Here is a 13058-nt window from a genome sequence, read left to right as displayed (position 1 = left end):
CCCGGCCACGGCCCCCACCGCTACGTTTTCCAGCTGTTCGCCCTGGACCGCAAGAGTGACCTCACCGACACCGCAACCCTTGCCGCCACGCTGGCAGCACTACAGGGGCACGTGATGGCGCGAGGCATCTTGACCGGCACTTACGAGCGCCTCTGACCCGAGGTGGTCGGCGCCCGATGAACCGAGGTCGTTCGCCGGGCGTACGGGTAGGTGATGCGGTTAGCTATTGCCGCCGAACGAATTACCGAACAGAAAGCCGACCTCGTGAGAGATATCAGCGAACTCGTCGATGTGCCGTACCCGTCCTGGCCGGTGCTGACGCAGGATCTCGCCAGCAGCTTCACCCAGCACGTTGTGCTGCCGCCCGATCCGGAGCAGTGCCGGGCGACGCTGCACCAGCTCCAGGTGACCGTCCGGTCGCCGCTGGGGGCGATCACCCTGCATACGGGTGGCATTCTCGTGCACGAGGGGTGGTTGCGCGTCTATGGCGGATCGGGTGGCGGACCGGACGGACTGCCGAGTATGGCCGAGGTCAACGGGTTTCCCGAGACGGTCGAGGCGGACTGGCAACCGCCGACGGGTTTGATCATCGCCCACGATGTGCTCGGTGGTGTGTTCGAGCTGAACGGGATGTCGCCCGAGGCGCACGGCAGGCCGGGGCGTCCCGGTGGCGTGGTTCACTTCTCGCCTGCCACGTTGACGTGGGAGGACATGGAGATGGGCCACAGTCAGTGGCTGGAATGGATGCTGGACGGCGGCGCGGCGAATCACTATCGCCAGCTGCTCTGGCCGACCTGGCGTACCGAGGTGGCGGAACTGGGCCTGCGGGACGGGATCTCGGTGTTCCCGTTCCTGTTCTCGCAGGAGGCGCAGCAGGATATGGCGGCCACCTCGCGTACGGCCGTACCGCTGGAACAGATCCTGGACATGCACGAGGATCTGCGCGAACAGCTCGGCGTCGGTGCGCCGGACGAGATCGGCGCCGAATAAATCCGAGGCGATCGGCGAACTCCGCGGCCGGCGCCGGTCGCGCGCGTACAGGTGGCCTCCTGTCGAGGCTGCCGACCGAAGGGTTCAGCAAGCCCGCCTCTTCGAATAGATGAGACGGCCACGCAGTGACGTACCGGTGTTTACCGGCCCCGATCGGCCCGGCCTGTCCGGAGCTGGGCCGATCTCGCCGGTGGCCTCACAACCAGGGAACTCCGGCGCGTAGAAGCACATTCGCGAATGGACGAGCCTCGCCAGTGCGCACGACGAAGCGGCACTCGCCGATGCGTCGCTTGAAATCCTCGTGGTCGAGCAGTTCGGTGTTCAGGCGTTCGGTGAGGAAGGTCGCGGTGTCCGGATTTTCGGCGGTGACCTCACGGCTGCCCCAGGCTGCCTCCACCGTCACCTCTTGAAGAATGAGTTCCAGGATGGGTTCGAAGCGAGGGAAACCGTAGCTGATTCCGAGGTCGACGACCGGGATGCCCGGGGGGACCGGCAGTCCCGAGTCGCTGACCGCGAACAGGTCGGTGTGACGTAGGCCGGTCAGCGCCGAAATCAGTTCGGCATGAATGAGTCCACTGGTACGCACGGTAATTCTCCAATGTGGGAGGCGCGATCACGATGGCCCGCATCGCGATCGCACCATTAGGCCAGGGGGCTGGGTTCCGGGACCAGAGCGCGCGCGTCCGCGATGCGCTCACGGGTCGGATAGGACGTATGGGTTCCGGGCGCCTGAACCGCCAGGGCTCCCGCCGCTGTCGCCGTGGTGACGGCCGCGCCGAGACTCGCGCCCTCGGCCAGGGCGGTGGCCAGCGCGCCGACGAAGGCGTCGCCCGCGCCGGTCGAGTCCACCGAATCCACTGCGGGTGCGGGTTGATACGCGCCCGTCACGCTGTTGTAGCCGGACTCGCGGCGGGCCCAGACAGAGCCGCCCGCGCCGAGGGTGGCCACGACAGAGGGCACGCCGGACAGGCACAGGGCACGGGCCTGTTCGAACGCCTGCTCGGGAGTGGTGGGGACCGTCCCGCCGATGGCCGCCAGCTCGGATTCGTTGACCACCAGCGGATCACAGCGGCGAAGCAGCTCGTCGGGCAACGGCGCGGCGGGCGCGGCGTTCAGGATGAACCGGCGGGCCCGTGTGGCGGCCCAGCTCACCACACGCACAGGCACTTCCAGCTGGGCCACCACGACATCCGCCGTGCCGAGCAACTCGTTCTCGGTACCCAGGTCATCCAGATCGGACTCCCAGTGGAAGTTCGCGCCGGAATCCACCACGATCTGATTCTCCCCGCCCGCCACGGTGATATAGGCGGTGCCGGTACGGGTATCCGGGATCTCACGAGTCCCGGACAATCCGACACCGTACTCCAGCAACGATTTCCACAGTCCGGGATCGGCGTCTGCGCCGACTCGGGCCAGGAACTCGACCTGTCCGCCCGCCTGAGCGGCCGCGACCGCCTGGTTGGATCCTTTGCCGCCCAGGTTGGTTCGTGATCGCAACGCCAGGACCGTCTCGCCCGGCGCGGGCAGCTTCGCGACCTCGGTCACTACGTCCCGGTTGACCGAGCCCACTACGACGACACGCACGCCCGCACCTCATTCGCCACATCGCGGCCGACGGAGGTCACGATGCCGCCTCGGCGGTCTCCAGATTCCCGGGGATCGCCCCGGTGATCAACCCGACCAGCTTGTCCCCGTCGACTTCGGAAACCGGATGCGCCGCAACCGATCTTCCGCGCCGCAGTACCCGGACGTTATCGCAGATCCGCATCACCTGGGCCATATCGTGGCTGATGATCAGCACGGTGACCCCGCGCTCGCGCAGCTTGCGCACCAGCTTCTCCACCGCCGCGGTCTCCCGCACGCCGAGCGCCGCGGTGGGCTCGTCCATGATCACCATGGCCTCGCCCCACGCCACCGCTCGCGCGATCGCGATGGACTGGCGCTGGCCGCCGCTCATCCGGCGCACGGTGGTGCGCACCGTGGGCACGTCGACGTCCAGCTCCCGCATGATCTCCGCGCTGCGGGCGATCATCTTGCGCCGGTTGACGATTCCGAGCGGATACACCAGCTCCCGGTTGAGGAACAGGTTCTGCCATACCGCGAGATCGTCGATCAGCGCCAGATCCTGGTAAACGGTTTCGATACCCATCTTGCGCGCGTCCTCGGGGGAGCGCAGTTTGACGGGCTCGCCGCGGAACAGGATCTGACCGGTATCGGGTGATTGCACGCCGGTCAAACAGCGCACCAGCGTGGACTTTCCGGCGCCGTTGTCACCGACCAGCGCGGTGACCTCGCCCTGCGGAATGGTCAGCGAGACACCGCCCAGCGCGCGCACCGAATCGAACGATTTGGTCAGGTCCCGGGCCTCGAGCAGCAGGGGAGTAGTCATGTTTCGCACCTACTTTCGGAAGCGGGAGATACCGGCGGCCAGCAACAGCACCGCGCCCACCGCGACCGGCTGGTAGTACTGCGAGATGCCCAGGATGGTGAACCCGTTGATCAGCGAGGTGAACAGCACCGCACCGGCGACGGTCCCGAGTACCGAGGCCTTGCCGCCGTTCAGCGACGAGCCGCCCAGCACCACCGCCGCGATCGAACTGAGCAGGTAGGTGGTCTGCAGCGAGGGGTCCGCGCCGCCATTGCGCGCCACGAGCATGACCCCCGCGATGCCGCACAGCAGCCCGGACATGGCGTAGGCGAACAGCCGGATCTTGTTCACCGAGATGCCGGTGTCGCGCGCGGCCTCCAGACGCCCGCCGGTGGCGAGCAGATGGGTGCCGATTCGGGTGCGGAAGATGATGCCCCCCACCACGAGCGCCGCGATCAACGCCATCAGCCAGAACCAGCGCACCGGGCCGATGCCGTCCAGGGCGAACTTGGACAGGAACGGGGAGCTCACCGCGGTCGTATTGCCGTGCGTCAGAAGCAGTGTCAGACCGCTGACGACGCTGAGCATGCCCAGGGTGACCACGAAGTCGGTCATATGCAGCTTGCCGACCAGATAGCCGTTGAGCACGCCGACCACCAGGCCGCCCAGGATCGCCACCACGATACTCACCGCGATCGGGTAACCGCGGCTGTTCATGAAGCCCAGAAGCGCAGCGGCCCACGGCAGATTCGCGCCCACCGACAGGTCGATACCGCCGACCGTGACCGCGAACTGCTGGCCCAGGGCCAGCACGGTCAGGATCGTCGCGGAGACCAGCAGATCGCCGATATTGGACAGGGTCAGGAAGTCCGGTGTGGCGATGAAGAACGCGACCCAGAGCAGCACCAGCGCGATCGGCGCCGCGTATTCGGCTGTCTTGGCGAGGATTTCCGTGCGCCCCTCACGCGCACCGTCGCCCTTCTTGTCGCCCGGGGCGGGCGCGATATCTGCCGCCGGTGTCACTTGTTCAACAGTCCTTCCACCGGGTTGTCGAAGGTGACGATCGGCTTCGGGAACGCCGCGATCTGCTGAGCGACATTGTCCGAGTTGATGAACGCGATCGGGGAGACCACCCGGGCGGGCAGTTTCTTACCCTGATGCAGCGCCAGGCAGGACTGCACCGCGATCTGCCCCTCGGCGTAGGGGTACTGGGTCACGGTGCCGGTCAGCGTGCCGGACTTGATCGCGTCGAGCGCGGCCTGGATGCCGTCGGTGGAGATGACCTTGATCTGCCCGGTCTTGCCGGCGTTCTTGATCGCCTGCGCCGCGCCCAGGCCCATGGTGTCGTTGGCGGCGTAGACGCCGGTGATATCCGGATGCGCCTTCAGGATCGCCTCGGTGACCTGCAGGCCCTTGTCCTGCTCGTAGTCGGCCGGCGCCTCCTGGACGACCTGCAGCTTGCCCGCGACCGCCTCGTTGAAGCCCTTGTCGCGGTTGATGCCGTTCTGCTCACCGGCGATGCCCTGCAGGATCGCGACCTTGCCGGTGCCGCCGAGGGCCTTCAGCATCTCCTGGCCTGCGGTCTGACCTGCCTGGATGTTGTCCGAGCCGATGAAGCTGGCGTAGCCGACCCCGGCGGCCTTGGAGGCGTCCGGATCGATCTGGGTGTCCAGGTCCAGGATCGGGATGTTCTTGCGGGCGACGGTGGTGAGCGGGGTGATGACGTTGGTGCCGTTCACCGGGACGACGCCGAAGCAGTTGAAGCCCTGCGCGGCCATGGTGGAGATCTGCGCGTTCTCCCCGTCGGCGTCCGTTTCGGACTGCCCGGCCTGCACAGTCACCTTGACGCCCAGTTTGGTGGCCTCGGCCATCGCGCCGTCGCGTAGCGCGGCCCAGTAGGGGTTGGTGAAGTTGCGGGTCACGATGGCGATCTTGAAGTCGCTGGAGCTGCTGTGATCGCCGCGCCCGCAGGCGGCCGCGGCGAGTGCTCCGACGAGGACAAGCGGCGCCATCGCACGCCTGAATCGAGCATTCATGGGGGTTCGACCTATCCCTTTTTTGATCATCAACTCGTGTTGATCAACACGAATTGATGAGTAGTCTGTGACCTGACTCACCGGCTGTCAAGAGGCTGTGCGCAATAACGTGGTGATCGCGGCTCGGTGCCGAGAGGAGATATGTGGGATGGCAGTGACACGGGCCGATGTGGCGCGGCTGGCGGGAACGTCGCCCGCCCTGGTGAGCTATGTGCTCAACGGTGGGCCGCGGCAGGTGGCGCCCGCTACCCGGGTCCGCATCGAGGCCGCCATCGCCGAACTCGGCTATCGGCCCAATATGTCGGCGCGCAGTCTGCGGATGAATCGCGGGCACGCGCTGGGCATGGTGATCCCGGACGGCGCCAACCCGTTCTTCTCCGAGCTGTCCGCGGTGATCGAGGCCGCGGCGTTCGAGCGCGGCTATCCGCTGTTCGTCGGCAACGCCGCCGGGGATTTCGAACGCGAGCAGGCCTATGTGCGCACCTTCATCGACCGCAGAGTCGAAGGGATGCTGGCGATCTCGTCGTCGTGGGAGACCGGGATCGGCGATGCGTGCGAGGAGGCCGGCATGGTGCTGGTCGCCCTGGACCGCATCATCGATCCGTCGCGGTTCGCGCATGTGATGTGCGATTCGGTGGGCGGCACGCAGCAGGCGGTGACCCATCTGATCGAACACGGGCATCGCGAGATCGCCTGTCTGAGTGGGCCGCACGTGTCCACCGCCGAGGATCGCGTGCAGGGATATCGCAATGCGTTGGAGGCCAGCGGATTACCCGAGGGGCCGATCGTGCGCACGGACTTCGGTGGCGCTGCCGGTTATCAGGGGCTCGCGCAGATCATGGCCGCGCCGCGCAGGCCCACTGCGGTTTTCGTCACCAGTGACCTGCAGGCGATGGGCATGCTGCGCGCCGCTTACGACGTCGGCCTGCGCGTACCAGACGACCTGGCTGTGGTCGCCTTCGACGGTATCGAATACTCCCGCTACACCCGGCCCGGGCTGACCACGATGGTGCAGCCCACCCGTCGTATGGGTGAGCTGGCCGTCGATCTGCTGCTCGAGCAGATCGACAGCCACACAGCCGATCCGGGCGTGCGCAACCTCGAGGCGACGTTGAAGAAGCGAGGTTCGTGCGGCTGCCTCGACGAGTTCTGAATCAGCGCCGCGGTACGTCGGCCAGGCGGCGGACCGCGGCGGCCACCTGATCGGGACGTTCGGCGGGCACGATGTGCCCGCAATCGGCGTCCTCGAAGCGCCCTTGGACCTGCTCGGCGTATCGGCGCTGGTACTCGCGGATGGTGGCGTGATTGCGGGCCTGCCATCGGTTGACCCGCGTGGCCGAGATGAGGATGACCTCGCAGTTCGGAAGTCGCGGTGAGCGGCTTCGGAATTCGCTGATCCCCATCGCGACGGCGGCGATCTCGCGCCGGGTCTGGGCGATGCCCTCGGGGGTGAAATCCTCGCTCAGCATGGTGGCGTAGGTATCGGCGGGGAACATGCGGCCGTAGGGCCTGGTCAGCACGCGCATGAGCGGGCGGCAATGCGCGAGCGCCTGCTGTGCGGCGAGGATGCGGTCGGTCTTTCGCGCTGTGGCCGACCAGTCGTCGTAGATCGGGGCCGCGTCGGGGGTGGTGTCGAGCATGACCAGCCCCGCCGGCCGCGGCAGGCTCTCGATGGCGCGCCGGACGATCAACCCACCCATGCTGTGCGCCACCAGGATCAGCCGCTTCGGAGCCAGCATCTCGACCAGCGCGACCAGGGTGGAGGCCATGTCATCGAGAGTTTGTGCCGGGCTGGACCGGCCGCTGCGCCCACGCCCGGCTCGATCGTAGGCGACGGTACGCGCGATATCGCCCAGCAGCGGCGCCACCGGGTCCCACAGTGTGCGGCCCGAGCCGCCGCCGGATTCGAATATCACACACGTGTCGCCGGAACCTGACTCCTCGACGTAGATCTCGTTGCCGCACAGCGTAAGTCGCCGTCCTGATATATCCCGCGCCATGATCTTCTCCGATCAATACCAACTTTGGGAATAATACCAGAAGTGGGATAGTGAGGTTATGGACCCCACGGAGTTACTGCTTCACCCCGTGCGGCTACGCATCGTGCACGCACTGTCCGGTGGGCGGCTGCGCAGCGCGAGCGAGTTGTGCGACCACCTGTCCGACGTGCCGCGCACCAGCGTCTACCGGCACCTGGGCCTGCTCGTCGAGGGCGGCATGCTCGAGATCGGTGACGAGCGGCGGGTGCGCGGCACGGTGGAGCGTTTTTATCGGCTTCGGGTCGACCGTCCGGCGATCGCCCCGGAGGCGGGGGACGCGATGAGCCTGGACGATCATCGCCGTGGATTCGCGGCGGCCGTGGCCGTGCTCGTTGCCGAGTTCAATGCCTATCTCGATCGTCCGGGCGCCGCGCCGTTCGCGGATTCGGTCAGTTATCGGCAGGGCACCCTCTGGCTCAGTGCCGACGAGCTCGACGGCATGCTCGCGGGCCTGCGCGGGATCGTCGGGCCGCTCGCGGCCCATGGGCCGGGACCGGGCCGCAGGCCGTACCTGGTCAGCCCGATCCTGTTTCCTGGTACGGAACCGCCTGCGGGGCAGTGAGGTTGTCGGCCACGCCTACGCCGGGCGGGTGGCCCGGTAGTAGACGATCCGGCCCATATGGCGATGGGGGTGTGAATCCAGAAGGGTGTAGTCGAATCCGGCTGCCTCGAGCAGCCGGGGGATTCCGTCGCCGAGGTTGCCCGCGATGCTGTGGCTGCGCTGTATCTGCCGTGCCAGGAAGCCGTCGGCCGGGGTGGTGTCGCCGCCGATGTCCAGCAGGTGCAGGCGTCCGCCCGGACGCAGTACGCGGAAGGCCTCGGCGATGGCCGGGCCCTTGATGTCGACCGGGATGTGATGCAACATCAGCGCCGAGAACACCCGGTCGAATTCCTTGTCGGGGTGGGGAAGTTCTTGGGCGTAGGCGCGCTCGAAGCGTATTCCCCTCAGCCCGTGAGTCTTTCGCTCGGCGCGGGCCAGCGCCTTCGGGTCCGGATCGGACCCGGTCACCTCGGCGGCGGGCTGAGCGCGTTTCGCCTTGATGGTGAGGCTGCCTGTACCGCAGCCGATTTCGATGACTCGATGTCCGGGTTGCAGTTCGGCCTGCTCGATGAGCCGGTCGTGCAGCGCGGGCGTGCCGAACAGCCTCGAGATCAGCTCGTACGCGGGCAGCAGCAGATCATTTCCGGCCGCGGGCAGATAGTCGTGCCGGTCGGCGAGAACGGGATGAGGATGATTTTTGCTCATGTGCCCATGGTGAACCCGCGAGACGCAGTGAAGTCGGGTGATAGTCGGCAAGAGTGGGACTATCTTTGGTTGTATGACCGAGGCGACCCGCGTGGTACGCCACCAGCGTGGCGTACCCGTCTACGACTACCGCAGCGACCCGGCTACGCCGCCGGTGTCGATCATGCGGTACCGGGTGGAGGTGCCTGTGCGCCGGCGGCATATTCATGATTTCCCGGTGCTGTGGTATGTCGCCGCGACCGGCGCGCTCTACGTGATCGCGGCCGGGGAGGTGGTCGACGGCGCACAGGTCGACACGACCGAGTTGGGCGTCGGGGTGTTCTTCGATCCCGGCGCGCTCGGCGACGACGCACGAGCGCCGTGGCCCGCATGGCGTTCGCATCCGCTGCTCTACCCGTTCCTGCACGCACAGCGCGGCGGACTGCTGCGGCTCACCGTGCCGCCGGATCGACGCCCGTTGTGGGACACCACGATCGCGGCCATCGAGACTGAACTGGACCAGCGGCAGGACGGTTACCGCCAGGCGGCCTGCGCGCACCTGACCCTGCTCCTGATCGACCTCGCGCGGTTGGCCGCCGATGTCGTGGGCGATCTGCGCCGCAGCGGCGAACCTCTGCTGGCCGAGGTGTTCGATGTGATCGAGAAGCGGCACACCGAAACGCTGTCGTTGCGCGACGTGGCGCAGGAGGTCGGTATGACACCGGGCTACCTCACGACGGTGGTCCGCCGCCGCACCGGCCGTACGGTCCAGGAGTGGATCCTGCGGCGCCGCATGACCGAAGCCCGCCGGCTGCTGTCCTCCACCGACCTCCCGATCTCCGAAATAGCCCGTCGCGTAGGACTTTCCGACCCCGGCTATTTCACCCGCCAATTCCGCCGCACGTTCGGCGTCCCGCCCCGGAGCTGGCGAACTACTTCGGGCACGTGATCGTGACTCTGCGCGTCACGACGCATTCGTCCGGCGCGCCCAGCGCCACACCCGGTACGCCGCCGATCACGCCCCGCCGTACAACCGCTCCAGGTCGACGAGCTCGACATCATCTCGCACCCGCGCGGTCTCGCGGAGTTCCGGAGTGAAATCGTTCCCGGTGAACAACAACAGCTTGGTCTGTTCGGACGCACGCGAGTCCCGGCCGACCAGCACTTCACGGATCGCCTCGAGCCGATGCAGGTGACCGTCGCCGATGATGGCGTTGGCCTTGCACTCGCCGATCGCCAGAATTCGTTCGCTGTCGCCATCACGTCCGAAAGTGACCACGTCGAGTTGGTGGCTGGTCCGGTCGGCCGGTGCGGGCAGCACTCCCGGCAACACATGAGTGCGGCGGCCGCCCAGAGTGTCGGCGGACGCATGCCACCGGCACCATTGCCGGGACATGTGCTCGAAATGGGGCCCCAAGACCTGGCTGTGGAATGTGGCCGGCGAACGATCCCAGACCTCTTCGGCATGCCCCGGGCGCTCCAGATCGGTCCACTCCGGGCGCATGATCGCGTGATAAAAGGCCACGAGCGGCTCGGTGATGCGATAGGTGGACCGCTTGGCGTGAAATGCGTCCTGATCCCGCACAACCATGCCGACTTCTTCTAGAACGGTCAGGGCATGCCCCAGATCGGTCGACTTACGACCCAGGAAATTCGCGATACCGCCGCGAGTGTTGTTGCCCTCCGCTATCGCTGACAGCACGCCATGGTAAAGCGCCGAATCATGCAGTGCGGGTTCTTCCGCGAGCAGGAAACGGGCCTCACGAAACAGCGGTCTGGCGGGGTTGAGCACGTTGCGAATGACCCACGGCCCGAAGTCGTTCAGATCGGCCGGGGCATCGCCGAGGGTGTATTCGCGGCGATATGCGGGGGTTCCGCCGACCACCGAATTCACCAGCAGGGCCAACCGAGGATCGGTGATATCCCAGAACTCGCGGGCCAGTCGGTAGTCGAGCGTCGGGACGACGAGTTCGAGACTCGCGCGTCCACGCAGTGGAGCGTTGCCTCGTAACAGCTTTCCCATGAAGGACATCGCCGAGCCGCACAGCAGCAGCCGGATCGGCGTCGCTTTTCGTCGTCCGGATGGATCCATGGCCCGTTGCACGAGTGACGGCAGTTCGGGCGAGGCGCTGGCGAGATATGGGAATTCGTCCAGTACGACCGGGATCGGCGTGCCGTCGGATGCCAGCGACATGATCGTTTCGACCGCGTCGGCCCAACCGGCGAAGCGGCGTGGCGCCGGTTCGTCGAGGTAGTGAGCCAGGGCAGTGCCGAATTGGTGCAGGGATTCGGCCGCGGTCGCCTCGGTCGCCGCGAAATAGAACCCGCCGGCCGCCTCTTTCAGGATGTTCTCACGAACGGCGGGGATGATGCTTGGGTGGCCGTGGATCTTGTAAGCAGCGATATGACGTTGATCAGGGGGGATGGGCAGCGGCTGCTGGTGGTGGACGACGATCCGGGGATGGCGGAACTGCTGGCCACGACGTTGCGGTTGGCGGGGTACGACACGACCGTGGTCGGGAGTGGGGGTGAGGCGTTGCGGATGTGCCGGGAGGCGCCGCCGGATTTGCTGGTGCTGGATCTGACGTTGCCTGATGTGGATGGGTTGAGCATTTGCCGGGCGTTGGGGGAGCAGGGGCAGTCGGTGCCGATTCTGGTGGTGACGGCGCGGGACACTGTCGAGGATAAAATCGCCGGGTTGGCTCAGGGGGCGGACGACTATCTGGTCAAGCCGTTCAGTGTGCCCGAGGTGCTGGCTCGGGTGCACGCGCTCCTGCGGCGGGCGCGGGCGGGCGCCGAGCCGGCGGGGCTGCGGTACGACGAGCTGTCGCTGGACGAGCGGCTGCGACAGGCGCGGCGGGGGGAGCGGCGAATTCCGTTGACGCCCACCGAATACAAGCTGCTCGAGTACTTCCTGGTCAATCCGGAGCGGGTGCTGTCCAAGGATCAGATCATGGACCACGTGTGGGAGTACCGGTTTCGCGATCAGGTGGTGGAGAAGCTGATCTCCCGGCTGCGCGGCAAGATCGATGCCGAGGGGGCGGCGCTGATCCACACCGTGCGCGGGTTCGGGTATCGCCTGGGGCACGCGGCGCCGGAACACCGCAGGGATCATTGATGGTCCCCGGATGGCGGGCATCGATGCGGTACCGGCTGACGGTCGGGATCGTGCTGCTGGCCGGGATCGGCATGCTGATCGCCGACGCCGCGCCCCTCGTCGGACTCTGGTTCTACTTCCGGCACAACGCCGACTCGGCCCTGCATACGGCGGAGCGGACGGTCGACGCCGCGCCGGGCCCGTATGTCATGACCTCGGTGCAGCAGTTGGAGCCCGACGCTTTCTATCTCGCATTCCTGGGGGCGGATGGTCGAATCGTCGCGCAATCCAGTGGTGCGCAGGAGAATTCGAGCCGGTTACGGCCGAATATTCCCGAGACGATCCCCGAAGGCTATGCGACGCGGCCGATTCCGGCATCCGCTGTCGGCAATCGCACACACCGCTATCGGTTGCTGGCCTTCACTCTGCCGCCCGGGCGCGCGGTCGAGCCGGTCAAGGGCGCACCCGCGATTCCGGTCGTGCGGGTCGTGGTCGCGCGCAGCCTGCGTTTCGACGACACCGTGCTGATGTGGCTGCTGGGAGTGGAGGCCGCCGCGACGTTGACGGTGCTGATCGGCATCACGCTGCTGAGCCGCGCGGTGCTGCGGGTGGGACTGCGGCCACTGCGCGATATGGCCACCACGGCGTCGGCCATCGCCGCGGGTGAACTGGACCGCCGGGTGCTGGTTGGCGAGCGCCAGGACGAGGTCCGCGAGGTCGGGCTGGCGTTGAACCGCGCCTTCGAGGCCCGTGAGCGAGCCGATACGCGGCTGCGGCAGTTCATCTCCGACGCCTCGCACGAACTGCGTACCCCGCTGGCTACCATCCGCGGCTGGGCGCAGACCTGCGGGCACGGGCTGGCCTCGGATCGCGCGGCGGTCGACCACGCGATCGCCCGCATCGATGCCGAGGCCGCGCGCATGCACCGGCTGGTCGCGTCGATGCTGCAACTGGCCCGCCTGGATCAGGTGAGTGCCGCGAGTGAGGAACCGGTCGATCTGGGCGACCTCGCCGGCGAGGTCGTCGCGGACGCGCGGGCGATCGATCCCGACCGGGTCGTGGAATTGATCGCGGCGGAACATCTGTATGTCTCAGGGGATGTCGACCAACTGCGGCGGGTGCTGCAGAATCTGCTGTCCAACACGCTACGGCATACCCCCTCGGCAGCAACGGTTTCGGTCACCGTCGCGGCGACCGAGTCGGGTGAAGTGGAGCTCGTGGTCGCCGATTCCGGTCCGGGGCTGGATGAATCGACGGCCGAGCGAGTGTTCGAACGGTTCTATCGGGGGCCGGGGTCCAGTAG

General features: G+C 67.0%; 15 protein-coding genes. 7 read left to right on the top strand and 8 right to left on the bottom strand.

What is annotated here, in order from left to right; all coding sequences use genetic code 11:
• Together JZ791_RS46940 and JZ791_RS41205 are read left to right on the top strand one after the other, a co-directional pair.
• Positions 1-156, top strand: a 156-nt coding sequence (locus JZ791_RS46940; protein WP_498049417.1) for a YbhB/YbcL family Raf kinase inhibitor-like protein, incomplete at its 5' end; no start/stop codon positions are given.
• Between the two features lie 108 nt (positions 157-264).
• Entirely contained in the window at positions 265-990 is a 726-nt protein-coding gene (locus JZ791_RS41205; protein WP_216902940.1) for a DUF2625 family protein, read from the top strand.
• A gap of 196 nt (positions 991-1186) precedes the next feature.
• Here the strand turns inward: JZ791_RS41205 and rbsD are convergent, their stop codons facing one another.
• Genes rbsD through JZ791_RS41180 form a run of 5 tightly spaced genes read right to left on the bottom strand, consistent with a single transcriptional unit; the run spans position 1187 to position 5370 of the window.
• Positions 1187-1576 carry a D-ribose pyranase gene (gene rbsD / locus JZ791_RS41200; RefSeq protein ID WP_216902938.1) on the bottom strand — a complete coding sequence of 130 codons (390 nt, stop codon included), beginning with the start codon at positions 1574-1576 and terminating at the stop codon, positions 1187-1189.
• Between the two features lie 56 nt (positions 1577-1632).
• Positions 1633-2574, bottom strand: a complete 942-nt coding sequence (locus tag JZ791_RS41195) for a ribokinase (protein WP_216902936.1) — start codon at positions 2572-2574, stop codon at positions 1633-1635.
• Between the two features lie 37 nt (positions 2575-2611).
• Positions 2612-3379 carry an ATP-binding cassette domain-containing protein gene (locus tag JZ791_RS41190; RefSeq protein WP_216902934.1) on the bottom strand — a complete coding sequence of 256 codons (768 nt, stop codon included), beginning with the start codon at positions 3377-3379 and terminating at the stop codon, positions 2612-2614.
• 9 nt (positions 3380-3388) lie between these two features.
• Entirely contained in the window at positions 3389-4381 is a 993-nt protein-coding gene (locus tag JZ791_RS41185; RefSeq protein WP_216902932.1) for an ABC transporter permease, read from the bottom strand.
• Entirely contained in the window at positions 4378-5370 is a 993-nt protein-coding gene (locus JZ791_RS41180; RefSeq protein ID WP_254207245.1) for a sugar ABC transporter substrate-binding protein, read from the bottom strand. The genes JZ791_RS41185 and JZ791_RS41180 overlap by 4 nt, the downstream gene beginning before the upstream one ends.
• 172 nt (positions 5371-5542) lie before the next feature.
• Here JZ791_RS41180 and JZ791_RS41175 point away from each other — a divergent pair, with 172 nt between their 5' ends.
• A complete protein-coding gene (locus tag JZ791_RS41175) occupies positions 5543-6547 on the top strand; it encodes a LacI family DNA-binding transcriptional regulator (protein ID WP_216902928.1) in 1005 nt (334 codons plus the stop codon).
• A 1-nt stretch (position 6548) separates the two neighbouring features.
• Here JZ791_RS41175 and JZ791_RS41170 read toward each other — a convergent pair whose 3' ends face one another.
• The gene (locus JZ791_RS41170; protein WP_216902926.1) at positions 6549-7394 is read right to left on the bottom strand and encodes an alpha/beta fold hydrolase; all 846 of its coding nucleotides are present in this window, start codon (positions 7392-7394) and stop codon (positions 6549-6551) included.
• A gap of 58 nt (positions 7395-7452) precedes the next feature.
• Here JZ791_RS41170 and JZ791_RS41165 point away from each other — a divergent pair, with 58 nt between their 5' ends.
• On the top strand, positions 7453-7995 hold the full coding sequence (locus JZ791_RS41165) for a helix-turn-helix domain-containing protein (protein ID WP_216902924.1): 543 nt from the start codon (positions 7453-7455) through the stop codon (positions 7993-7995).
• A gap of 15 nt (positions 7996-8010) precedes the next feature.
• On the opposite strand, the gene JZ791_RS41160 is transcribed toward JZ791_RS41165, so the two are convergent.
• Positions 8011-8679: a class I SAM-dependent methyltransferase gene (locus tag JZ791_RS41160; RefSeq protein WP_216902922.1), complete on the bottom strand. Its 669-nt coding sequence runs from the start codon at positions 8677-8679 to the stop codon at positions 8011-8013.
• 73 nt (positions 8680-8752) lie between these two features.
• On the opposite strand from JZ791_RS41160, the gene JZ791_RS41155 reads away from it, so the two are divergent.
• Positions 8753-9607: a helix-turn-helix transcriptional regulator gene (locus JZ791_RS41155; RefSeq protein ID WP_216902920.1), complete on the top strand. Its 855-nt coding sequence runs from the start codon at positions 8753-8755 to the stop codon at positions 9605-9607.
• A 66-nt stretch (positions 9608-9673) separates the two neighbouring features.
• Here the strand turns inward: JZ791_RS41155 and JZ791_RS41150 are convergent, their stop codons facing one another.
• Entirely contained in the window at positions 9674-10852 is a 1179-nt protein-coding gene (locus JZ791_RS41150) for an AAA family ATPase (RefSeq protein WP_216902918.1), read from the bottom strand.
• A gap of 210 nt (positions 10853-11062) precedes the next feature.
• Between JZ791_RS41150 and JZ791_RS41145 the strand changes: the two genes are divergently transcribed.
• Both JZ791_RS41145 and JZ791_RS41140 read left to right on the top strand, forming a co-directional pair.
• Positions 11063-11776, top strand: a complete 714-nt coding sequence (locus JZ791_RS41145) for a response regulator transcription factor (RefSeq protein ID WP_216902916.1) — start codon at positions 11063-11065, stop codon at positions 11774-11776.
• Between the two features lie 23 nt (positions 11777-11799).
• A partial coding sequence (locus JZ791_RS41140; RefSeq protein WP_216902914.1) for a sensor histidine kinase occupies positions 11800-13058 on the top strand: 1259 nt, incomplete at its 3' end.

It is taken from the genome of Nocardia alni, assembly GCF_019038435.1.
Taxonomy (GTDB): Bacteria; Actinomycetota; Actinomycetes; order Mycobacteriales; family Mycobacteriaceae; genus Nocardia; species Nocardia alni.
This window is presented reverse-complemented; position numbering and strand designations above follow the sequence as displayed.

Bases quoted from the DNA above. Each gene is read 5' to 3' on its own strand.
- JZ791_RS41190 (WP_216902934.1), bottom strand. From the start codon at position 3,379: ATGACTACTCCCCTGCTGCTCGAGGCCCGGGACCTGACCAAATCGTTC.
- JZ791_RS41180 (WP_254207245.1), bottom strand. From the start codon at position 5,370: ATGGCGCCGCTTGTCCTCGTCGGAGCACTCGCCGCGGCCGCCTGCGGG.
- JZ791_RS41175 (WP_216902928.1), top strand. From the start codon at position 5,543: ATGGCAGTGACACGGGCCGATGTGGCGCGGCTGGCGGGAACGTCGCCC.
- JZ791_RS41170 (WP_216902926.1), bottom strand. From the start codon at position 7,394: ATGGCGCGGGATATATCAGGACGGCGACTTACGCTGTGCGGCAACGAG.
- JZ791_RS41165 (WP_216902924.1), top strand. From the start codon at position 7,453: ATGGACCCCACGGAGTTACTGCTTCACCCCGTGCGGCTACGCATCGTG.
- JZ791_RS41160 (WP_216902922.1), bottom strand. From the start codon at position 8,679: ATGAGCAAAAATCATCCTCATCCCGTTCTCGCCGACCGGCACGACTAT.
- JZ791_RS41155 (WP_216902920.1), top strand. From the start codon at position 8,753: ATGACCGAGGCGACCCGCGTGGTACGCCACCAGCGTGGCGTACCCGTC.
- JZ791_RS41150 (WP_216902918.1), bottom strand. From the start codon at position 10,852: ATGTCGCTGGCATCCGACGGCACGCCGATCCCGGTCGTACTGGACGAA.
- JZ791_RS41145 (WP_216902916.1), top strand. From the start codon at position 11,063: ATGACGTTGATCAGGGGGGATGGGCAGCGGCTGCTGGTGGTGGACGAC.